The sequence below is a fragment of the Secundilactobacillus oryzae JCM 18671 genome (genome assembly GCF_000740055.1).
GTDB lineage: Bacteria > Bacillota > Bacilli > Lactobacillales > Lactobacillaceae > Secundilactobacillus > Secundilactobacillus oryzae.
Genome location: NZ_BBJM01000002.1, coordinates 69,820 through 92,737 on the forward strand (window position 1 = coordinate 69,820; position 22,918 = coordinate 92,737).

General features: G+C 43.3%; 20 protein-coding genes. 4 read left to right on the top strand and 16 right to left on the bottom strand.

What is annotated here, in order from left to right; genetic code table 11:
• Positions 1 to 22 precede the first annotated feature (22 nt).
• From pgmB to LOSG293_RS01210, 10 genes are all read right to left on the bottom strand, one after another.
• A complete protein-coding gene (gene pgmB, locus LOSG293_RS01165; protein WP_034526028.1) occupies positions 23 to 685 on the bottom strand; it encodes a beta-phosphoglucomutase in 663 nt (220 codons plus the stop codon).
• Positions 685 to 1,695: an aldose epimerase family protein gene (locus LOSG293_RS01170; RefSeq protein ID WP_034526031.1), complete on the bottom strand. Its 1,011-nt coding sequence runs from the start codon at positions 1,693 to 1,695 to the stop codon at positions 685 to 687. Before LOSG293_RS01170 ends, pgmB begins: the two co-directional genes overlap by 1 nt.
• A gap of 65 nt (positions 1,696 to 1,760) precedes the next feature.
• Positions 1,761 to 4,013 (bottom strand): glycoside hydrolase family 65 protein, encoded by a 2,253-nt coding sequence (locus tag LOSG293_RS01175; RefSeq protein WP_034526033.1) that lies wholly within the window; start codon positions 4,011 to 4,013, stop codon positions 1,761 to 1,763.
• 24 nt (positions 4,014 to 4,037) lie between these two features.
• A complete protein-coding gene (locus LOSG293_RS01180; protein WP_034526090.1) occupies positions 4,038 to 5,348 on the bottom strand; it encodes an SLC45 family MFS transporter in 1,311 nt (436 codons plus the stop codon).
• A 217-nt stretch (positions 5,349 to 5,565) separates the two neighbouring features.
• Positions 5,566 to 7,533 carry an FtsX-like permease family protein gene (locus tag LOSG293_RS01185; RefSeq protein WP_034526035.1) on the bottom strand — a complete coding sequence of 656 codons (1,968 nt, stop codon included), beginning with the start codon at positions 7,531 to 7,533 and terminating at the stop codon, positions 5,566 to 5,568.
• A 2-nt stretch (positions 7,534 to 7,535) separates the two neighbouring features.
• Positions 7,536 to 8,294 (bottom strand): ABC transporter ATP-binding protein, encoded by a 759-nt coding sequence (locus LOSG293_RS01190; RefSeq protein WP_034526036.1) that lies wholly within the window; start codon positions 8,292 to 8,294, stop codon positions 7,536 to 7,538.
• Between the two features lie 104 nt (positions 8,295 to 8,398).
• Positions 8,399 to 8,578 carry an ATP-binding protein gene (locus LOSG293_RS01195; RefSeq protein WP_034526038.1) on the bottom strand — a complete coding sequence of 60 codons (180 nt, stop codon included), beginning with the start codon at positions 8,576 to 8,578 and terminating at the stop codon, positions 8,399 to 8,401.
• Between the two features lie 49 nt (positions 8,579 to 8,627).
• The gene (locus LOSG293_RS01200; protein WP_054645623.1) at positions 8,628 to 9,167 is read right to left on the bottom strand and encodes a hypothetical protein; all 540 of its coding nucleotides are present in this window, start codon (positions 9,165 to 9,167) and stop codon (positions 8,628 to 8,630) included.
• A gap of 62 nt (positions 9,168 to 9,229) precedes the next feature.
• Positions 9,230 to 9,919 carry a response regulator transcription factor gene (locus tag LOSG293_RS01205; RefSeq protein WP_034526042.1) on the bottom strand — a complete coding sequence of 230 codons (690 nt, stop codon included), beginning with the start codon at positions 9,917 to 9,919 and terminating at the stop codon, positions 9,230 to 9,232.
• 85 nt (positions 9,920 to 10,004) lie between these two features.
• Positions 10,005 to 10,961 carry a LacI family DNA-binding transcriptional regulator gene (locus LOSG293_RS01210; RefSeq protein WP_034526045.1) on the bottom strand — a complete coding sequence of 319 codons (957 nt, stop codon included), beginning with the start codon at positions 10,959 to 10,961 and terminating at the stop codon, positions 10,005 to 10,007.
• Between the two features lie 285 nt (positions 10,962 to 11,246).
• Here LOSG293_RS01210 and LOSG293_RS01215 point away from each other — a divergent pair, with 285 nt between their 5' ends.
• Entirely contained in the window at positions 11,247 to 12,416 is a 1,170-nt protein-coding gene (locus LOSG293_RS01215) for an iron-containing alcohol dehydrogenase (protein ID WP_034526048.1), read from the top strand.
• A 234-nt stretch (positions 12,417 to 12,650) separates the two neighbouring features.
• The gene (locus tag LOSG293_RS01220) at positions 12,651 to 13,067 is read left to right on the top strand and encodes a Spx/MgsR family RNA polymerase-binding regulatory protein (protein WP_034526050.1); all 417 of its coding nucleotides are present in this window, start codon (positions 12,651 to 12,653) and stop codon (positions 13,065 to 13,067) included.
• A 158-nt stretch (positions 13,068 to 13,225) separates the two neighbouring features.
• On the opposite strand, the gene LOSG293_RS01225 is transcribed toward LOSG293_RS01220, so the two are convergent.
• Positions 13,226 to 14,215: a LacI family DNA-binding transcriptional regulator gene (locus LOSG293_RS01225; RefSeq protein WP_034526052.1), complete on the bottom strand. Its 990-nt coding sequence runs from the start codon at positions 14,213 to 14,215 to the stop codon at positions 13,226 to 13,228.
• Between the two features lie 205 nt (positions 14,216 to 14,420).
• Between LOSG293_RS01225 and LOSG293_RS01230 the strand changes: the two genes are divergently transcribed.
• Positions 14,421 to 15,770: an SLC45 family MFS transporter gene (locus LOSG293_RS01230; protein ID WP_034526054.1), complete on the top strand. Its 1,350-nt coding sequence runs from the start codon at positions 14,421 to 14,423 to the stop codon at positions 15,768 to 15,770.
• A 12-nt stretch (positions 15,771 to 15,782) separates the two neighbouring features.
• Positions 15,783 to 17,462 (top strand): glycoside hydrolase family 13 protein, encoded by a 1,680-nt coding sequence (locus LOSG293_RS01235; protein WP_034526056.1) that lies wholly within the window; start codon positions 15,783 to 15,785, stop codon positions 17,460 to 17,462.
• A gap of 141 nt (positions 17,463 to 17,603) precedes the next feature.
• On the opposite strand, the gene LOSG293_RS01240 is transcribed toward LOSG293_RS01235, so the two are convergent.
• The 5 genes from LOSG293_RS01240 to LOSG293_RS01260 all read right to left on the bottom strand — a co-directional run bounded on the left by LOSG293_RS01240 (position 17,604) and on the right by LOSG293_RS01260 (position 22,914).
• Positions 17,604 to 18,071: a universal stress protein gene (locus LOSG293_RS01240; RefSeq protein ID WP_034526057.1), complete on the bottom strand. Its 468-nt coding sequence runs from the start codon at positions 18,069 to 18,071 to the stop codon at positions 17,604 to 17,606.
• Positions 18,072 to 18,231: 160 nt separating this feature from the next.
• The gene (locus LOSG293_RS01245) at positions 18,232 to 18,471 is read right to left on the bottom strand and encodes a heavy-metal-associated domain-containing protein (RefSeq protein WP_034526059.1); all 240 of its coding nucleotides are present in this window, start codon (positions 18,469 to 18,471) and stop codon (positions 18,232 to 18,234) included.
• An 82-nt stretch (positions 18,472 to 18,553) separates the two neighbouring features.
• A complete protein-coding gene (locus LOSG293_RS01250; protein ID WP_034526060.1) occupies positions 18,554 to 20,458 on the bottom strand; it encodes a heavy metal translocating P-type ATPase in 1,905 nt (634 codons plus the stop codon).
• Positions 20,459 to 20,596: 138 nt separating this feature from the next.
• A complete protein-coding gene (locus LOSG293_RS01255; protein WP_034526062.1) occupies positions 20,597 to 21,793 on the bottom strand; it encodes an MFS transporter in 1,197 nt (398 codons plus the stop codon).
• 146 nt (positions 21,794 to 21,939) lie between these two features.
• Complete coding sequence (locus tag LOSG293_RS01260) at positions 21,940 to 22,914, bottom strand: NADP-dependent oxidoreductase (protein WP_051907155.1); 975 nt, start codon at positions 22,912 to 22,914, stop codon at positions 21,940 to 21,942.
• Positions 22,915 to 22,918: the final 4 nt, after the last annotated feature.

Genomic DNA, 22,918 nt, shown 5'->3' on the forward strand with positions numbered 1-22,918 from the left:
TGGAGAAATTTACTCATCAAAACTATGCCAATTTTGCCTTAATGGCCGCTAACGACACCTCATCTGTCCGATCAAATCGAACTGCAGCTTCACTCAATTCAGATCCAATTCCAATTGAGAGTTCACCGGCTGCATTAATTGATTGAATTCCGGCACCTGAATCTTCAAGGCCGGCAACGTTTGCTGGTGCAAGGCCCAACACATCGGCTGCCAGGCTGAAGATTTCAGGATCTGGTTTACCTGCATGCAACTTAGCAGGATCAACGATGCCTTCAAAATAGTCCATGACTTTGAGTTGCTTCAAGATGGTTGGCGCATTCTTTGAGGCTGAAGCAACTGACATCTTGTAGCCGTTTGCCTTGAGTTCATCCAAGAAGGCTTTCATTCCTGGCAAAACATCATCGGGTGTCAGTGTTTTAACCAACTCCAGGTACTGCGTGTTTTTCGCTGTAGCTAATTCTTCCTTTTGTGCTTGTGTGTACTCATTTTCGTGACCGCCCGCCTTCAAAATCATTTCGAGCGAATCCATTCGACTGACACCCTTCAAGTTTTCGGCCAATTCAGGGGTCCATGTGGTACCAACTGTGTCAGCTGTTTGGTGCCAAGCCTTTGAGTGCAAACGCGCACTATCCGCGATGACACCGTCTAAATCAAATGCAAATCCCTTAATATCTTCGAATTTCATTAGTCTTCCTCCGCATAAAGAAAAGTTGATGTGTAACGTTTAATTGTATTTGCCGGCAACACAATGTCGCCAAAATCATCGTGATGGATGGCATCTGGCAGCGTCTGGAGCTCAATCGCTAATCCATTATCCGGATGTGCCGCGATCCAATCATCCGACTTACCAATCACATTCGGATTAGCATTAAAAATCACAATGCCATTGCGGTCACTGCTAATTGCCAACGTATTTTTCTGGTGACTATCCGTCATAAAACCAATCGGTGAAACGTCCATTTTCCGAAAAACATCATCAAACTGCTCGTTCCCACCAAGTTGCCGGGTTTTCTCTCCCAGATTAACTAGGTTACGAAAATCATACACCGTATCGGTCACGTCTGCCAGTTTGCCGGTTGGTAATTTTTCACCGTCCACTTCCATGTGCTTATCTGCGAACAACTGAATGTATTGATCCTTAACGGACGCATCTGGTCCTTCCAAATTGAAGTACACGTGTGTCGTTGGGTTAAACAGTGTTTCCTCACTACTCAAGCCTTGATACGTGATGCTCACTTCATTGGTATCCGCCAGCTTATAAATCACCATCATTTCCAGTGAGCCCGGAAATTCGTTATCTTGATGAGCGGTAAACCGAATTTCACCATCGTGCTCATTCAGAAAGATTTCACCTTTCCAGTTAAGTTGATCAACCCCAGCACTGCCACTATGCAACACATTGTCATTTTCGTTTGGCTGCAAGCGAACGGGTTGCCCCGCTATTTCAAACTGGTGGCCTTTTAAGCGACCAGCCACGCGACCAACCGTATTGCCAACGTGAAATGGGTTCGTTTCGTATTCATGAAGGTCATCAAAGTTGAGAATAATGTTCTTGTCCGGTGCCACAAAGTAGCCCGTCCAAGTTGCCCCATAACTAATCGCACGCAGACTCACGCCGTTTGCGTTAGTGATGGTATATTCGGTGACGACCTCACCGTTTGCTAGTTTTCCAAATTCAGTTACATTGGATTCCATATTCTTCACACCACTTTAGTTAAGCACAAAAGCAGGGAGCCAATTGCTCTCTGCCTTCAGTGCATTTATTTGAGTTCGACTTTGGTTCCATCGAGATCGACCGTAATTGGGTCCCCCTCAAGCAGGTTCAACTTTGTTCCAGTTTGATCAACCGTAATTTCAATGAGGCGACCACGGAACAATTGACGGAATTCGTATGACGTCCACTTCTTAGGCAAGAATGGTGCATAGTGTAACTCGCCGTCACGAACGCGCATACCAGCAAAGCCGTGAACAATGGCTAACCAGCCACCGGTCATCGCAGTGATGTGAAGGCCGTCATCCGTATCGTTGTTGTAGTTGTCCAAATCAAGTCGTGATGTCCGCTCGTTTAATTCGACCGCTTTATCCTCGTAGTGAAGGTCAGCTGCAAGAATAGCGTGAATTGAGGCAGACAAGCTTGATTCGTGAACGGTTAGTGGTTCATAGAAGTCAAAGTTGGCCTTCTTTTGTTCTGGTGTAAAGTCATCGATAAAGTCCCAAATTCCTTGGAGAACATCCGCCTGTTTGATGTATGGCGAACGCAGAATTTTATCCCATGACCAGTGTTGGTTCAATGGTAATTCTTCCTTTGGTAATGAGCTAACTGGTTCGATGTCTTTATCCAAGAAACCATCGTGTTGGACAAAGATACCTAATTCCTTGTCTTCTGGCAAGTAGAAACGATCAACGATATCTTGCCATTTAGCTTTTTCCTCATCAGTGACGTTCAGCTTCTTTAAAACATCAGCATTGGCGTCAGGCAAAATTTCGAGCGTGTACTGCAACGTCCATTTGGCCAGCAAGTTGGTATACCAGTTGTTGTCGACGTTGTTTTCGTACTCGTCAGGGCCTGTGACACCGTGCATCATATACTTACCGTTACGTTTTGAGAAGTGAACCCGGTCTGCCCAGAATCGTGAAATCTGAGTAAGCACTTCGGCCCCTTCGTTTTGAACGTAAGACTTGTCACCAGTGTAGTTGGTGTAGTTGTAAATCGCATAGGCGATGTCACCATTTCGGTGAATTTCTTCAAAAGTGATTTCCCACTCATTGTGAGATTCAATTCCATCGAACGTAACCATTGGATACAGGGCACCCTTGAGGCCTTGCTCCCGTGCATTATGGAAAGCACCGTCAAGTTGTTGGTAACGATACTTCAGTAATTGTTTGGCAACACCTGGATCGGTTACGCCAAGGTAAACTGGGAATGCAAAAGCTTCTGTATCCCAGTAAGTGGCACCACCGTATTTTTCACCAGTGAAGCCCTTAGGCCCGATATTCAAGCGTGAATCTTCGCCATAGTAAGTTGAGAAGAGTTGGAATAAGTTAAAACGAATCCCTTGTTGGGCATCTTCATCCCCAACAATTTTGACGTCAGAAATATCCCAACGCTTGGCCCAGACAGCTTTATGCTCATTGAACAAATCGCTGTATGTTTTGGTAGCCAACTCTTTTTCTAATTCCGCTAAGCGAGCTTCAAGATCAGCTTGCTTTGAAAAATCACGCGAGGTCACAACCAGCGTCCGTTTTTGAATGACGGCTTGTTGACCAGCTGCTAGTGAACCGACAAAATTGTTAGTTGCAGCAGTTATCGTTTGTTCGGCAGTAGTGGGCTGGAAGTCCGTCACAACAGTGGATAAAGCACCAACTGTAAATTGTGGCGTGCCGAAATCATTTGGCTTCGTTTCTGCAATGATTTCAGCGGAAGTATCAGTATGATCAACTTTCAAAACATCCCAGAATTTTTCATCATAGTTAGCGTCTTCATTTTTGACATCGGCATCGACAGCAGAACTGAATTCAATTTTGGCATCCGTCGTTCCAACGTTTTTGAAGATCATTCCTTGGACAACTAATTCCTTGGTTGCCGCACTGATATAACGTTCAAAAGCAATATTCACTTTGGCGCCACCCTTTTCAACGGTGAAAGACCGTTCAAGGACAGCCTGTTGCATGTCTAAATCTAAGTGGAAATCGCTCACCTTGTCTTTAGCAAGGTCAACAGTTTCGCCGTTAATTTTAATGTGGACTTTAATGAAGTTGACTGCGTTGATGACCTTCCCAAAATACTTAGGATAGCCATTCTTCCACCAACCGACACGGGTCTTGTCTGGGAACCAGACGCCACCAATGTAGATACCGGGAAGTGAGTCGCCACTGTAGTCTTCTTCGAAGAAGCCCCGCATACCGAGGTTTCCGTTTCCAAGACTGGTCATTGATTCTTGTAATCGTTTATCGTCTGGATTTAAGGTCGTGGTCGTAACGTGCCACGGTGAGACATCAAATATTCGTTTCATTATTCAGACTCCTTTAAGGTTGTTTTAGGCAAAGACTTCTTTAACTGTTGAAACTGATAAGGCACCGACGAACATTAAAATTCCTGATAAGAGAATCATGGCTGGCATTGATGAGCCCATTAATGGGAAAATAGCGAAACTCAATACTGAAGCCACAATTTGTGGTAAACAAATGCTTCCGTTGAATAGACCAAGGTATGAACCCATGTTGGCACCAGAAAGGGCATTCGTTAAGATGGTGAATGGGAACATCATCATGGCAGCCCATGAAATCCCGATTAAGATGAATGATAAAACGAGAACCCATTGACTGTGAACCACAAAGACTGAGCCAAAACCGATAGCCCCAAGAATCAAACTAGTAGCGTACATTGGCTTGTGCTTGTCGTTTGGTACCTTTGCTAAAACAAGTGACCAAACCACAGCGGCTAAAGCATAAATAGCGGATAGAACGCCAAACCAGTTAGCACCTGCTTGGTAGCCAGCTGATGTTGGATCAACTGCGTTCCAAACGTTCTTGGCAACTGCACCAGCACCGTATGTCCAGAGGTATTGGAAGGCCATCCAGCAGAAGAATTGAACAAGCGTCAGTGTCCAGAAGGCTTTTGGTGCACGCTTGAGTAACGTACCAAGACCAACTTTTTCGTTAGCCTCTTCTTCAGTAATGCCATGGTAAGCATTGTACTCTGCTGGTGTGTATTCTTTAACTCTCAGAATGGTGAAGGCACTACAGATAACTAACAAAACGGCACCCACGTAAAATGAGTAAACCACTGAATCAGGAACTACGCCTTTTGGTGCAACGTTGGCAACACCGATAGCGGTTAATAAGAATGGGAAAATAGCTGCAAGTACTGAACCACTGTTTGATAAGAAACTTTGGATTGAGTAAGCGAAACCTTTTTGTTCATCGTTCACCATGTCCCCAACCATCATCTTGAAGGGTTGCATAGCCACGTTAGAAGATAAATCCATGAATAGGATGGTAATGGCACCGAACCATAATGCGGCAAGTGAGCCATAACCGAAACCGAAACTACCTGAATTAGGTAAAAGAATCATGACGATAACGGCAACTAACGAGCCACCCAAGAGATAAGGTAACCGACGACCAATTTTAGGCATCCAAGTTTTATCTGAATAATAGCCGATTAATGGTTGCACCACTAAACCTGCTAATGGTGGCAAAATAAAGAAGAAACCTAACTTCGTTGGATCTGCACCCAGCGTTTGAAAAATCCGACCCATGCTAGAACTTTGTAACGAGAACGCTATTTGAACACCGAAGAACCCGAAACTAATCATCCAAATTGTTGCAACGGATAACTTGGGCATTGGCTTTGTCTTTGGCTTTGTCGCCGTGTTGCCTAAATCAGTTGTTGTGCTTTCCATGACCTGTCACTCCCTATATTTTATCTTGATTCGATTACTGTAAGCGCTTTACATTTTTGATTATAAACTAAATGATTCATTTGTGCAAGCGATTGCACAAAATTAATGCAAACAAAAATCCGGGGGTTGGCCCGGATCTTTGTGTACTCGTTTATTCAGTTTAGCGTTCTACCAAGCGATAGTAAACCTTGGCCGTGAGTTGATAAACAATAAAGTAAATGATCATAAATCCAACCGCAGAAGCCACCGTTGTTCCAATAATTAAAGCCGTATTGGACAAACCAAACAGTAGCAACAAACTTTTGATAAACGGAAAGGCAAACGTCAAATGCACTGCTGCCACCGCAATTGGAAAGAAGAAGACAATCAGAATCTGACTGTGAATGACCCGTTTAACGAAGTCGTGGTCCATCCCCACCTTCTGCAAAATATTGAAACGAATCTTGTCGTCTAACCCTTCTGAGATTTGTTTGTAGTAGATAATCAGTGCTGTGGCTAAAATGAAAGCCAAGCCAAAGATTAGCCCTAGAAATAAGAAGCCCCCAATGAGTACGCTACTAGATTTCTTGTAGTCATCCTTGATATCTAGGCGGGCAAGACCGCCGTTTGTCTGCTTGGAAACGGCTTGCTTCAAGTCTTCATTAAATGCTGTTCGCACTTTCGGATCCTTCGTCGCCACATTAAATACCGTTGTTTTCACCATCTGGCGGTAATAGGCATCCTGTTTCCGCCCAAAGTTTTGTGCCAAGACTTGATTCAAAACCGTTGTATTCGGCATCACCACAATCAAGGTGTCAACGGGCGTTAACGCCTGTTTGAAATGCGGTAAAGAGTGAATCTGTTGCTTGATATCAAAGCGTTGCTTACCAATCGTTAAAACTTGGTCGTCGTATTTGCCTGCTAATTCATACGTTATCACTTGGTGCGGATTTAGTTTGGCAAAGCGACCCGTCACCCGCTCATACTCAGCGGCCGTCATCAGTCTTAACATGACCGGACGGCGGGATTTGGTACGATTAACTGAGACTAATCGATTGCCTTCATGAATGAGTGGTAAATCGGTCGTTGAAACCAAATTCTGTTGATTGGTCACCTCAATATCATACTTTTCACGAACCTGCTCAATCGCTTTAGTGGTCGCCTTATCGTCCACTGCGGCCGAAATCGTCACATCGTATGGGTAGCGGTCACGGAGCATATCCTGTTGGCCCACGTACAAACTAATGGTTATCGCCAGGGTCACCAGAACCATCGTCGATAAAATGGCGATTGATGCCAGTCCAGCGGCATTTTGTTTCATGCGGTAAATCATGTTTGAAACCGAAATAAAGTGATTCGCTTTGTAATAGTAGTTTGGTCGTTTCTTCAAGAATTTGAGTAACGTCACGCTACCGGCCATAAAGAGCGCATAGGTACCCAAAATGACCAATAGAATAGCAAAGAAAAACAATATAATGGCTTCAACCGGGTTATTAATCGTCACCGCCCAGTAGTAACCAACGCCTAGACTGACAAATGCCACAATCGTCATCAGCCAGTGCGATTTAGGCACACGCTCACCGGAGCGATTGCTATGCAGTAAATTGACCGGATTCATGCGATGAATTTGCCAAGCATTCAATAAAAACTGGACCAAGCTGATGGCCACAAAGATGGCAATAACGATTAAAAGTCCCAAACCAGAAATAGAAAAGGTAAAGGTCGCTGTAGCGCCAATAATTTTGCGCAAAATCAAAAAGCTGAGTTTGGCAAATACTAAGCCAGTCAGCAATCCACCCAACATGGTCAGGGCAAACGTCAATAGATTTTCGAAGGCTACCATTCGGTAAAGCTCCCGTTTTCCCAAACCCAAGACGTTGTAGAGACCAAATTCCTTCGTTCGCTGCTTTAATAGAAAACTATTCGTGTAAATTGAAAAAATGATGGAAAAAATGATGACGATGATCGCGCCTAAATTAAAAATGATGATCGCCTCATCCGCGCCATACAGCTTCTTCATTCCCGGGTTCCGTACCACCAGTTGGGTAACGGTGTTAAGTGCCACCAGAAAAATCATCGAAAAGTAGAAAGGCAGGTAGGTGCGATTATTTTTACGCAAGTTTTGCGCAGCTAGTTTCAGTAAAAACACGCCTATCCCTCCTTCGCCAGCAAGACCGTCATGGTTTGGTTGATGGTTTCCAGAAATTCTTGATTTGTCTTGTCGCCCTTATAAAGCTGATGGCAAACAACACCATCCTTAATAAACAGCACCCGTTTAGCATGGCTGGCAGTAACCGAACTGTGCGTCACCATCAAAATCGTTTGGGCTTGCTGGTTAATCTGATCAAAAACATCCAGCAACTGGCCTGTCGTCTTTGAGTCAAGCGCTCCCGTTGGTTCATCCGCCAACAGTAAGTCTGGTTTAGTAATGATTGCTCGGGCAACGGCAACTCGTTGTTGCTGACCACCGGATAATTCATACGGATATTTTTCCAATAAATCGCTAATTCCCAATGGCGTTGCAACAGCCGTCACTTTCACCATCATCTCACTAACCTTTTCCTGCGATAAAACCAGCGGTAATAAAATATTGTCCTTCACTGAGAATGTGTCCAACAAGTTAAAATCCTGGAAAACAAATCCTAAGTGTTCACGACGAAAGGCCGCAGTGTTTTTCTCGGTTACGTTACCGAGGTCTTCACCATTAATTTTGACCGTCCCCGATGTCGGTTGGTCCAGTGTGGCTAGAATATTGAGTAGGGTACTCTTCCCAGACCCTGATTCTCCCATGATGGCGACATATTCACCCGGTTGCACTTCTAGTTCAATATCCGATAACGCTTCGATTGATAGGCTGCTTCGGCGACTTTGGTAGATTTTTTTAAGGTGTTTCACTTCTAACATGTTCATGCTGTTTCCTCCTCAAACTGATATCTTGAATTCATCATAAGGTCCTGCTCCCTAAATGCCTACTTACAAAACAAGAGCCAGCCTTACAGAATTGTAAGGTTGGCTTATTTTTGAATTTCTAATTGATCCGAAAAAATAAGTGTTACCGTGGTGCCCACCCGAATCTCGGAAGTGAGGCTCATGTCGACACCAATTTTCTTGGCGATTAAGTTAGACAAGTAAAGGCCTAAGCCACTTGCCCGTTGGCATTCACGCCCATTGTAGCCGGTAAACCCCTTCTCCATGATTCGCGGTAAATCGTCCTTGCGAATGCCAATCCCGGTATCCGTTATCTTAAGCGTGCGCTTGCATCACCCGTTTAAGAATTGGCTTAACCTGAACTTCAGTAAAGCGTAAATCCTCATGATCAAAATTCTGCTTAAGGTAATTCAGCATAACGCCCAGGTAATCGTTGACCTGAATGAGCTCTGCTTTAATCTCGACCGGGTCAATCTCGGTGCCCGTTTGCGTGGCCAAATCCATAGCGGCCAATGGGGTTTTAATTTGATGTAACCAGAGACCGAAGTCGTTTAAAAGATCTGTTCGCAACGCGACAAATTGCTCGTTTTGCTGATAGTTTTGCGCTAATAGCGTCTGAATGAGTGTTTGGTAGTCTTGTTCCGTTTGATTGGCCGGTTTCGGCAAATTCAAATGGGTTTCTCCACTAAAACTCGCCCGCTTCACAAACTCGAGTTGTCGCTGGCGTTTGAGATAACCAGGAAAGCAGAGAAAAAAATCAGCCACTAAAATGAATCCGGCAAACATAAGCGCATCCCAGTAGATGAAAAGATCTAAATCATACAGAAAAAAGGTCAGTAAAATGAGTGTTAGCATGATGATAAATAGAAGATAGAGTTTTCGTTGGCGACCTAAATAGCCGCGAATCAGTTATCCCATTACTTCACCGCCTCCTCAATCAGGTAACCCTTTCCCTTAACGGTTTGAATGAGGTCGGTGATACCGAAACCAGCCAGTTTGGCTCGTAGCCTGGTAAGATTCACCGCTAAGGTATTGTTATCGATAAAACTGTCGCTTTGCCAGAGCGCTTCAATAATCGTTTCTTTCGGGACAACGGTGCCGTGACGCTGCATCAGAGCTAATAAAATTCTGGATTCATTAGGTGAAAGGGTAAGACTTTCTTCCTCGTCCATCCGCTTAATCACGTTTTCCGTTGGTAAAAATTCGTACGTCCCAAGCTGATACTTAACGACAGTTTGACCAAAATCATAGCTCCGGCGCAGTAGGGCTTGAATTTTGGCAACCAAAACACTCAAATCAAACGTTTTAGCGACAAAATCGTCTGCCCCCATGTTCATCGCCATAATTTGATTCATATTTTCGTCCGCAGAAGAAATAAAAATAATCGGCACCTGCGAAACCTTACGAATTTCCTGACACCAGTAAAAGCCGTTAAAATAAGGCAGGGAAATATCGATTAGGACCAGATCCGGTTGATTTTCAGTACAATTAGCGAGTACCTCTTGAAAATCAGTGGGCGCAAATCCCTCATATTGCCAGCGTTCCAAAAAATGCTGAATTTCAGAAACAATCTTCGCGTCATCTTCCACTATCATAATGCTGGTCATCTTGAGCCCGCCCACTTTATTTGGCACCATCATACCATATGAAAAAGAGCGACTCGACCCTGACGGCCAGTCACTCAGTATTTGGCTAGATTTTATAATCAACAGTTAACTTCTGAACGTCTTTATCCGTAAACAGCAAATCCGCGGCGTTACTACCCAATAATTCCGGTAAAACGTCGACCGTTTGAACGTTTTGTTCCAATAAATCATTGATTAACGGACTTCGGTTAAAACAAATCATCGGGAGACGATCCGCGTCTCGCACCTTTCGCCAAATTCTGGTGAAGCGTAGCAACTGAATATCATCCGTCGCAATGACTGCATCGATATCGGCATGCTGACTCAAGAAAACCTCTACCGCCGTTTGTGCCCCACTCTTAGGAAGCTTGAAAACTAGCGGTTCCAGATCACTTTGTGCCATCGCTTGTTCATAACCATGACGTCGGTTGGCCTCGTATTGCCATTCGTACTCCGACTCTACGAACAACGGTCGCCGAATTCCCGACTGCTGCAATAGGGAATTCGTCGCGTCCTGCCCTGCCAATAAGTTATCGTTATCGACGTATCGATCTTCCGGATGACCAACCGGTGTCCCAATCACCACAAAATCAAGTTGATTATCGCGTAAATAGTCGACAACGGGGTCATCCCCATCGGTATACAACACGATGAATCGTTTGACCTTCGCCTGTTGCACCATTGCTTTGACGTTATCGAGTACCGCTTTGATGACGGAGCCAATCGCAATTGACAAGACGTAGTGCCGTTTGACTAATTCTTGGTTAATCCCCCGCAACATATCAATGTAAAACGGATTTTCGGGTGCCGCACTTTCTACCGTCGGAAAAATCACCCCGACCACGTTGGCTTCACCCCGGGTCAAATTCTTAGCCGTAAAATTCGGTAAGTAGCCTAAGTCATCTGCAATTTGTTTAATTCGTTCACGGGTCTCCAAACTGATCCGCGGATTGTTATTAAGCGCCCGGGAGGCTGTCGAAACTGAAACGCCCGCCCGATTGGCGATATCTTTAATCGTTATCATCGCGATTTCCTCGTATCTATATGTTAGTCCACCTTGAATTTTACCACGTTTTCATACGGTTTCGGAATTTATCGCAGAAATCAAATGACCTGATATAACCATTAATATCGTAAACTATCAAGCTTTGGATAATACTTAACTGGTCAATCTTATACCATTTGTTCGATATCATTTTGAAAATGCTAATTTTCCGAAAAGGAATTTTAAAATTTTTATGAAAGGGTTTACAAGCCAAAAACGGCAGACTATAGTGAAATAGTAAACAATTACAAGGGGGTTTCTCTGATGAAAGAAAATTTTGATTTTCTCATGCCAAGTGTCAATTTCTTTGGCGCTGGTGTCATCAAAAAAATTGGTGACCGCGCAAAGATGCTGAACATGAACAAACCATTGATTGTGACGGATAAAGTTTTGGAAGGTATGGATAACGGACCTGTTGCCCAGACCCTTGACTCTTTGAAAGCTGCTGGCGTTGACTACGCAATCTTCGACGGTGTTGAGCCTAACCCAAAGATTCGTAACATCAAAGCTGCTAAGCAAGTTTACCTCGATGAAAACTGTGACAGTATCATCACTGTTGGTGGTGGCTCTGCCCATGACTGTGGTAAAGGAACCGGGATTATTTTGACTAACGGTGACGATATCACTAAGCTAGCTGGAATCGAAACCCTTGATAACGCCCTCCCACCTTTGATGGCCGTTAACACAACTGCCGGAACGGCTTCCGAGTTAACTCGTCACTGTGTCATTACTAATGAAGAAACCAAGCTGAAATTCGTCGTTGTTTCATGGCGTAACATCCCACTTGTTTCATTTAATGACCCAATGCTTGAACTAGATGTTCCTGCATCTTTAACTGCTGCAACCGGGATGGATACTTTCGTTCAAGCCATTGAACCATACGTTTCAACCAACCGTAACGAAATCACTGATGGTCAATGTATCCAAGCAATTCGCTTAGTTGAAGAAAGCCTTCGCGAAGCCGTTGCTAATGGTCACAACATCGAAGCTCGGACTAAGATGGTTGAAGCCGAAATGCTCGGTGGAATGGCCTTCAACAATGCCGATCTTGGTTACGTTCATGCCATGGCTCACCAATTAGGTGGCCAATACGATGCCCCTCACGGTGTTTGCTGTGCCATGTTGTTACCAATCGTTGAAAAGTACAATATCATTGCCTGCCCAGAACGCTTTGCTGAATTGGCAGAGATTATGGGTGAAAACACTGATGGCCTTTCAACTCGTGAAGCTGCCGACCTTTCAATTAAGGCAATGCGTCGACTTTGTGATGACGTGGGTATTCCACGCAGTATCAAGGCAATTGGTGCCAAGCCAGAAGACTTCGAATTGATGGCTGAAAATGCTTTGAAGGACGGTAACGCCTTCTCAAACCCTCGTAAGGGAACTAAGGAAGAACTCGTTGCTTTATTCCAAGAAGCTTACGATAACGAATAAAGTTGTGACAGAAATTGGGTAGCCTCTGGTCAGCAACCTAGATTAGGTGGAAGAGGTTGATTTCTGGCGCACGATTGAGCTAAATAGTTAAGTTATTAATGAAGCCAGGACTGCGATCCTGGCTTTTTAAGACCTTTTAAAAAATTGACAAAATAATTTCCTTTTTCAGCAGATAGCGCTACAATTTACCTTAATTCCAAGAAATCGAGATTTTCAGAAACGGAGCGATGCGATATGCTGAAGTTCTATTACAATGCGAATACCCCTTCCAAACGCAAAGCCATCAAGTGGCTTGACGAACAAGAAATCGAATATGAAGTCCGCAACATTAATTTCAAGCCTTTAGATGAGGAAGAGATTACGCACATCATGCATCTCTCCACTGAGGGAACCGATCAGATTGTTTCTAAGCGTTCCAAAGTAATGAAGCAACTGAACGTTGCCTTAAGCAAACTATCATTTAATGGACTAGTGAAACTCATCAAGGAAAATCAAGGCATCTTAAAGAGCCCCATCTTAATTGATGACGATAAATTAATGACTGGCTTCGACTCTGAGCAAGCTGGAATGTTCATTCCACCAAAGAAGCGCCGCTTAGAAATGCGCTCATTGCTGAGTCGTTTGATTGTGAATGATCCATTGTTGAATTAGAATATTTAACTAAAAAACTGAAGTATCTTAGTTTAATTAACTAAGATACTTCAGTTTTTTAGTTTCAAAATATTTATCATCGAGTCCAGTCAATATAATCATATCAATTGTTGCCCGAACCTAATTAAAGCCCCAGAAATAAAGCTTATGTACTGCCTTTAAACCGTTTTTACACTATCTCGTTCTTCAATTTTGATATTCGTAAACTCGGTTGTTTTTTCATTTGTGAGTGCCCGAACCCCTTCAATCCCCATCTCAAAGAAAGCCTGGGTAACACTTGTTAATTGTGGCTGAACGATTTTACATAAATCGGTACCGTCAATACTAATGATAGATAGGTCTTTCGGCACATCAACACCATAGTCATGTGCTTGATTCAAAATACCGATACCAACCATATCACTAGCAGCTACGACTGCGGTGATTTCAGGTGACTTTCCATAATTTTTCATCGCCATAACCCCAGAATTATAACTGTAGTCACCATATTGAATCCACTTATTACTTGATTCAATTCCCGCTTCCATGAGCGCCTTTTCGTAACCCGATTGTCGATTACGTCCGGTCATTGCATTTTTTTGAATATCAATTCCCGCTAATCCAATTTTACGGTGTCCTTTATTTATCAAATACTTGGTTGCTTGGTACCCAATGTCAAAATCGTCCGAGGATATATAGGAAATCTGATCATCGGTAAATGCTTGTGATAAGGAAATATAGGGAATCTGAGCTTGTTTCAGAAGCGTTAAATCATCTGCGGAAATATCAACGGAAAGTAACAAGATTCCCATTACTGAACGTTCAATCACAGTTTGAATGGCTCGCCGTTGCATTTGGGCATCCCCAACTCCTGCAAATACAATAATCGCGCTCAAATCTCGCTGATTAGCTTCTTGTTGAATCCCCTCAATGATGCTATTGGAAAAATTTGTTTGAGTTGAATTAATCACAACACCAATTGCTTTACTCTTTTGGGTGGCAAGCTCAGCTGCAGCAGTGTTTTTTTGGTAACCCAGTTTTTCCGCTGTCTTCTTGACCTTTCGAGCCGTCTTTTCAGAATAAAACGAATCTTTATTTGATAAAACCCTGGAGACAGTTGTAATGGAAACACCTGCAGCTTGAGCGATGTCCTTGATTGTCACCGTCATAATAGCTAACCTCCCCTTTCTTTATTTATTATAGCAAAGTTTCCTGAACATCCTGATATTATCACTAATACAGCTTTCACAAAACATCAAACGTTTGTGTTGCTTATATATAGCCATTGCAAACGTTTTCTTTTTGTCATATACTCATCTTGTAAACAAGTTTTAAGACTTTTATTTTAAATTTATTTGATAGGAGGATTTTTTTATGGAAGCTTCTAAGGATTCACTGCCAAAGCTACCATGGCTGACTCTTTTCGCAATGACATTCGGTTATTTCGGTGTCAATATGGCTTTTTCGCTTCAATCATCTCAAATGGGCCGAATCTTTCAAACAATTGGTGCCGACCCAACAAAATTAGGCTTCTTCTTCATCTTGCCACCCCTCGCTGGAATGGTGGTCCAGCCTCTAATCGGTAAATACTCCGACAGAACCTGGAATCATTTTGGTCGCCGAATGCCGTACCTTATTCTCGGCGCACCAATTGCCGCTCTAGTTATGGTTTTGCTCCCTAATGCAGGATCTTTTGGATTTGGTTATGCATCATTTGCAGCACTCCTTTTCGGTGCCGTTGCTATCCTTTTCATGGATTTATCATCCAACGTCTGCATGCAACCATTTAAGATGGTAATAGGCGATATGGTCAATGAAGACCAAAAAGACCTTGCGTGGTCATGGCAACAGTCATTCGCAAACCTAGGTGGCGTACTTGCAACTTTACTTCCATTTTTGTTAACAAGTATCGGAATTGCGAATGTTGCACCAAAAGGAACAGTGCCACTATCTGTGAAGCTAGCATTTTATATCGGGGCTGCTCTCCTATTGGGAACTGCCATATATACAATTGCTTCCGTTCACGAGTATGATCCTGAAACCTACGCAGACTACCATCACCTTGATAAAGAGCCTAAGCAAAAGTCTGAGAGTCTCTGGAAACTACTATTAAATGCTCCCCGTTCCTTCTGGGAAATTGCGTTAGTCCAACTATTTGCATGGTTCGCCATTCAATACCTATGGACATATGGCACAGGTACCATTGCAGCGAACGTTTGGAATACTTCTAATCCCGCTTCAGCTGGCTACCAAGATGCAGGAAACTGGTTTGGTATTATGACCTGTGTTGAATCATTAGCTGCTGTGATTTGGGGCTTCCTGGTTCAATCCCGTACAAGTTCGACTCACCGGAAATTTTGGTATCGTCTCGGATTAGCAATTGGAGGCCTGGGTTTCATCGGTGTCTTCTTCGTCCATTCACAATTCCTACTTATAATTCCATTTAGTATGATTGGTATCGCGTACTTGGCAATGCAAACTCAGCCATTTTCAATCTTCACTGAAGAATTAAATGGTCAAAATGAAGGTGCCTATCTGGGACTCTTTAATTGTGCAATCTGTCTCCCACAAATTATTGCATCACTTTGCAGTTTCTTTATTTTCCCACTTATTGGTAAATCAATGCCCGGCATGATTTTTGTCGGTGGTGTTGTCATGTTGTTTGGTGCTCTTGCAGTTGGCATCATTCATGAAAATAAAAATATTATCACAAGTAAAAATTAGGAGGAACAAAAAATGATTAAATCAAAAGATTGGTGGAAACGCGCAGTTGTTTATCAAGTTTATCCACGCAGCTATCAAGATAGTAACGGTGACGGAATCGGTGATTTACCAGGTTTAACTCAACGCCTCCCTTACATCAAAAAATTAGGAGCTGATGTCATCTGGTTAAATCCCATTTATAAATCACCTGACAAGGATAATGGTTACGATATTGCGGACTACAAATCAATTCAACCCGCCTATGGTACAATGGCTGACTTCGACAATTTATTAGCTACTGCTCATAAATTAGGATTGAAGATTTTAATGGATTTGGTTGTTAATCACACTTCTGATCAAAATGACTGGTTCAAAGAAAGTCGTAAATCACGCGATAATAAATATAGCGATTATTATATTTGGCGAGACCCCGTTGACGGCCACGAACCTAATAATTGGGGCTCTTATTTCAATGGACCTGCTTGGACTTTCGATGAAAACCGTAAACAATATTACTTGCACTTATTTGCACCTGGTCAACCAGACTTGAATTGGGAGAATCCTGAAGTGCGAGAAACTGTTTTTGACGTAATGCGTTTCTGGTTGGATAAAGGTGTTAATGGTTTTCGAATGGACGTTATCAATTTAATTTCAAAGCCCGAGGGTCTCCCAGATGCACCAAATCCAGAACATGCTAAATACGCTAACGTTGAACCCTTTGTTTCTGATGGACATCGTTTAAACGAATTTTTGAAAGAAATGAATCAAAAGGTGCTATCAAAATACGATGACATCATGACCGTTGGAGAAATGCCAGGTTCAACACCAGAAGATGCCACCCAATACACTGGTTTTGACACCAATGAGCTCAATATGATTTTTCAATTTCAACATGTCACTCTAGCAAGTAACCCTGATAAACGCCTCGGAAAATGGAACGATAAACCAATTTCACTAAGCGACTTAAAGACTGCCTTATCTCGTTGGGAAGTAGCGCTTAATGGTAAGGGTTGGAACAGCCTCTATTGGAACAACCATGATCAACCACGTGCCGTATCTCGGTTCGCCACTGACAACTCCCAATATCGAGTTCTGGCCGCTAAAATGTTGGGGACAACCCTTCACATGATGCAAGGAACTCCTTACGTTTATGAAGGAGAAGAACTTGGAATGACCAATGTTCACTACCGCAATCTTTCCCAATATGAAGACTTGGAATCCATCAATGCCTACCATGAATATGTTGATAAAGAAAAGATTGTTTCTAGTGATACCATGTTAAAGTACTTGTCTAATGTTTCTCGAGACAACGCTCGTACGCCAATGCAGTGGGATTCATCCACCAATGCCGGATTCTCCACAGCGACACCATGGTTCGCGCTTAATCCAAATTATCCACAAATTAATGCTGAAGCAGCTTTAGCAGATCAGAATTCCGTCTTCTACTATTATCAAAAGCTAATTGATCTTAGACATAAGAGTGATTTAATTGTCCACGGCGATTACGAAGAAGTTGTACCTGACGATAAAGAGGTATTCGCTTATAAACGTCATTACAATGGAAAGACCCTCTTAATAATGAGCAACTTCACAAGCTCCGAAGTTGAGCGTGATTATGGGCAAACACATGCAGATCATCTTGTAATTGGTAATTATGAAGATGATAAAGGCAATACACTAAGAGCCTATGAGTCAAAAGTATATGTTATGTAAAAAAATCTGAGTGTAAGATAACAATAATTATTCATACAGAAGTGAAGCTATCCTCTTCCACTAAGCAAATTTCACCTATCCATACTAAAAATGAACCACCTTCGACATCTCGAAGGTGGTTCATTTTGCTTTTAAGGACGTTTAGTTATCATCCGGATCCCGAACCACTAAGACGTCACACTTTGCGTTAGCAACGACATAAGTGGTGTTTGATCCGATAAGCACCCGCTCTAACCGATTCAAACCAGTTGAGCCCATGACAATCAAATCAATGTTTTCTTTTTCTGGAATTTCTTTAGCCAATTCCGTCTTTGAGTTCCCATAGTAAAGCTTCGAATCAACGGGAACGCCAGCGGCAATCACGCGTTGAACATAACCACGCATCAGTTCCTTCACCCGATCATCAATGCGGTGTTTTTCCTCAGCCATGATTGGCGCGGACATCCCCGCTCCTCCAGCCATTACCGGCCCAAATTGGGTGTCATTTTGAACGGTAACCAATAAAATACTGGCATCGTGGCGCTGCGCCAGATCAATTGCTTGATCTAGTGCCAGTTCCGACTGAGTCGAACCATCCATTCCAACTAAAATTTTATTATAACGTTTCATAGCGGTGCCTCCTTTTCCTAAACGGCGACGAGTTATGAACTATTTCCTTAATTTCAGTCTAGCAAATCCCTTATGTCTGAGAAAGAAATGTGCCTAATTGAAAAATAGGAAACAAAAAGGCCCCAAGCTCTCAGTCTTGGGACCCTCAGCCAAACGTGGATTAAGCAGGTTCAACTTCCTTAGTCTTAACTTTTAAAACATCGTAGCCTAAGTCTTGGATGACCTTGGCAAGGTTTTCTGCGGTTGTTTGGTCTTCGTCAATCGTTGCCTTAACCTTACTTGCGTTGAACAGTACCTTGGTTGTTTCAACACCAGCTTGTCCAGCAACAGCGCTTTGAATCTTAGTCATACATGATGGGCAGGTTAAATCCTCTAATTGTAACGTTACTTTTTGTGTCATGATGATTTCCCCTTTCTTTTCTACACTGTTAGTATAGCTTGATTTGCAACTTACTAACTTGATGTAAGTCAATTTCGTGAAATTATTTTGCAGGTTCGATGGCCATTTCGCCAATCTGATCTGCAGGTTTACCGTAACCGATCAAACGCATAGCGTTGAAGATAACGACAAGGATACTTGCTTCGTGGACAAACATGCCACTCGCCATGTAGATGAATCCTAGTAGCAAACCGATGAAGAGGAAGGCAACGACGCCGACCGCGATAACAATGTTTTCCTTCGTGTTGCGAACCGTGTTCTTCGCTAAGCCATAGGCGTGAACCAATGCGTCAAAACTCGATTGCATTAAGACAACATCAGAGGTTTCAATGGCAACGTCGGTTCCACTCCCCATCGCAATTCCGATATCTGCAGTGGCAATCGATGGGCTATCGTTAATCCCATCACCGACGAAGGCAACACGACGGCCATCCTTTTGGAACTGTTTAACAAACTTAACCTTATCTTCTGGCATTAATTCAGCATGTACTTCATCAATACCAACCTGTTGAGCAACATAATTAGCAGTAGCGGCATTATCACCCGTTAGCATGACCAGGTGCTTGGCGCCAACTTTACGAAGTTCACTTAATTTCTCAGCAATTTCCGGACGAATTGTATCCGAGACACCTAAGATGGCTTGTAACTGACCATCAACGGCGACGAGTACCACAGAACTACCGGTAGATTGAAGTTCTTTCATGTCGGCAACTTGGGGTTCAGTCATGGCAATACCGTTAGCGTCCATGAGCTTTTGATTCCCAACGAGGACGTTCTTCGTATCAACTACGGCCGCAATTCCTTGGCCTTTAGTGGTGGTGTTATCGGTAATTGGTAAGGCATTAAATTCCAATTGATGATGTCCAGCATAGGCGGTAATCGCACGGCCTAGTGGGTGATCCGAAAGCGTTTCGACCTTAGCGGTTAAAGCTAGTGTTTGGTTAAGATCATCCGTGTAAGACTTAACAGCTGAAACAGCGGTATTCCCTTTAGTTAATGTCCCTGTCTTATCGAAGACAAAAGTGTCCACTTTTGAGAACGTATCCATGGCATCTCCACCTTTGATAAGGATGCCCCTTTTTGCACCGTTACCAATTCCAGCAACGTTGGAAACGGGTGCACCGATAACCAAGGCACCTGGGCAGCCAAGCACTAAGACCGTGATGGCTAACTTAAAGTCTTGAGAGAACAGGTAAACAACGATGGCTAAAATTAAAACAGCAGGTGTGTAGTAAGTTGAGAAACGATCAATAAATTTTTCAGCGTGTGACTTTGTATCTTGGGCGTCTTCAACCAGTTCAACGATTTTGGCGAACGTGGTGTCATCCCCAACTTTAGTGGCTTCAATTTTCAGGAAGCCGTCACTCACAATCGTTCCTGAGAAGACCTCGTCATTAACATTCTTTGCGATTTCCTTCGATTCACCAGTAACGGCGGATTCGTCGGTGTAGCCTTGACCTTCGACAATCTTCCCATCAACTGGGATAGAAGCACCGGTCTTCACTAAAACAATGTCACCCTCGTCCACATCATCAATGTCGACTTCCTCGGTTGTGCCATCGTCTTGAACGACTAAAGCAGTCGTTGGCGCCATTTCAGTTAATGACTTAATAGATTCCCGCGTCTTGGAAAGAGTCCGTTTTTCGAGGTAACCCCCGAACAAGAAGAGGAATGTGACAATAGCTGATTCATTATATTCACCAATGATGAAGGCCCCAATAACGGCGATGGTAACCAGTAATTCAATACTGATAACCTTAACCTTCAATGCTTGAAAAGCGTGAATAAAAATTGGAATAACGGCGATGACCGAAGCAATCGCTAAAGTAACGTTGTACCCTGGCATACTCCCTAAAGCGTACTTTGATAAATAACCTGCGACGATCAAAATTGCGGTCAGTAACGTAATCTGGTTGGCATGTTTTTCGATATATTGTTGAAATTTCATTTCTAACTGCCTCCTCCTTGATTTCTGGCTCCATCATAAGGTCAAATACGTTATTTGAAATTGATGTAGGTTAACTTGAAGGAAAAAGATCGAATTTTTTTGAATCCACTAAAAAAAACAGCCTTCACAGGCTGCTTTTTACGATTCTATACTTGGTTGGCGCTCTTCCGTGTTTCTTAATAGATAGGTCATTAGGAATGAAATCGCCAGGAAAATCGCCACCACCACGTACGGGTAGTGCGGGCTCATATCCAACAACTGACCGGACATGATTGGCCCAACGATATTCCCGATACTGGTCAGGGACATGTTCATCCCGTTCATCAAGCCTTGATTACCGCTACTAATCTTGGTAATCAGCGACGTAATCGCTGGCCGCAAGATATCAAACGCGGTGAAAGCAAATAGCGTTGCGATGATAACTTCCCACTTGCTGTGCGCAAAAATAATCCATAAGGTTCCAATCAGCGAAATCAAGAACCCATACCGAATGACACGCTTTTCTTGGAAAGCGAGTACCAACCGGTCAAACAAGACCACTTGTAGGATTAACGAGAGTACCCCGTTGATTGTCAAAACCAGGGCGATATCATCCATCGTAAAGTGGAAGACCTGATTCACATAAAGACTATAAATACTTTCAAATCCTTGAAGCCCAAAAGATGAAATTAAGATCATGGAGAATAGAATCACGACCGCGGTTGTCAAAATATCGCGAATCTTCCCACGATTAACCAACTCACCGGCTTCTTTAGAAATCTCATCCTTAGGAATAATGTCCTCTTCCTTTGGCAGCAGAACCGTCAACGCAATCATCGACAATAGGCCTAATGCAGCGGCAGCCCAAAATGGGAATTTATAATCGAACTTAGCTAAAATACCACCCAGTCCTGGTCCCAAGATAAGCCCACCACTGAAGGCTGCTGACAGATAACCGATAACCTTAGCTCGTTGCCTTTTGGTCGTGATATCTGCCGCCATCGCCATTGAGGTTGGCACGTACATTGCAGCCGAAAGTCCCCCAATAATTCGTGAGATATTGAAAAATAAGAGCTGATTCGTTATAGCAAAAAGGGCTTCGGATACCATAAATAAGAACAAGCCCACGACCAGTACTGGTTTCCGACCGGTCTTATCCGAAAAACGACCGATAATTGGAGAAGCTGCAAATTGCGCAAACGCAAATAAAGATGACATAATCCCCATTTCAGTCGCTGTAAAATGATACTCGTTACGTAAAAACGGCATAACTGGGATGACTAGGCTAATTCCCAGACAGACCAGAAATTCAGCCAAAATTAAAATTGTGATGGCGCGACGCACCTGTTTGGTCATAACACGGCCCTCCCCCGCAAAAAATATTAGTACCTTTAAGTATAGGTGTATCAAGTAAAAAAGTCTATCCACTCCAAATAGGATTTAAAAAAGACGCCATTAACCCCTCAGGATTTCACAGCATCTTTTCACTTAATTTTAACTTATTAATCAGCGTGCTTTTGGCCCTCAAAACTGGTTCGGTGAGCCCGTTCAATTTGAATCACCGTCTTACCTGAGTGATGTGCTTCAATCAGTTCATGCGCTTTAACAACGTCTTCACGGGTAAACTTCAAGATATTCTGGACTCGGATAGATACACCCCAAGTTTTAGATAGTTCAACCCAGTATTCAAGGGCTTCCTTGTTAGAGGCACCCTGACCTGGTATTAAATGGGTTACCTTGACGTCAGGTGTTTTCACGTCGTACTTCAAATTGGGAATCAATACGATTTGACCACCCGGTTTGACAAGTGAATCGCTTAACCCATCGTCATGACCACCAAGCGTCGCATCAAACACAACGTCCGCACTTGATTCAAACTTCGAGCGATCCTGTTCTTCATCGTAAGCAATGAACCGGTCAACCCCAATCCATTTGGCGTATTCCACGTTAGCTGCCGACGCACTACCGATAACTTCGTGACCCTGACTCTTCGCCATCTGGGCTAACAGGGAACCAACTAATCCAGTCACTCCAGCGATGCCAATGACATCGCCGTCCTTCACATCCGCAAAATGATGCCAAGCATTATATGCAGCAATCCCCGGGGTTGGCAAACTAGCTGCATCCAAGAAAGACAATGTTCTTGGCCGTTTAACCACCTTATCTGCAGTTGCATTCACTCGCTCACCATAGGCACCACTTGGCCGATAGTTAATCACGTAATCACCAACTTTAAAATTGGTCACCTCGTCACCAACTTTGACGACCTGGCCAACCAAATCGGTTCCCGGAACAAACGGAAACTTGAGCGGGCGTATTTCCTTAAACTGTCCTTGGCGCAATAAAATGTCGTACGGATTGATGCCAAACGCCATGACCTCGATTTGTACCTGGTCTGGTTTGGGATCCTTAATTTCTTTATCTATTTCTTGAAAAACGGTAGGTGCACCGTACTCCGAAAATCCAAATGCCTTCATAGTC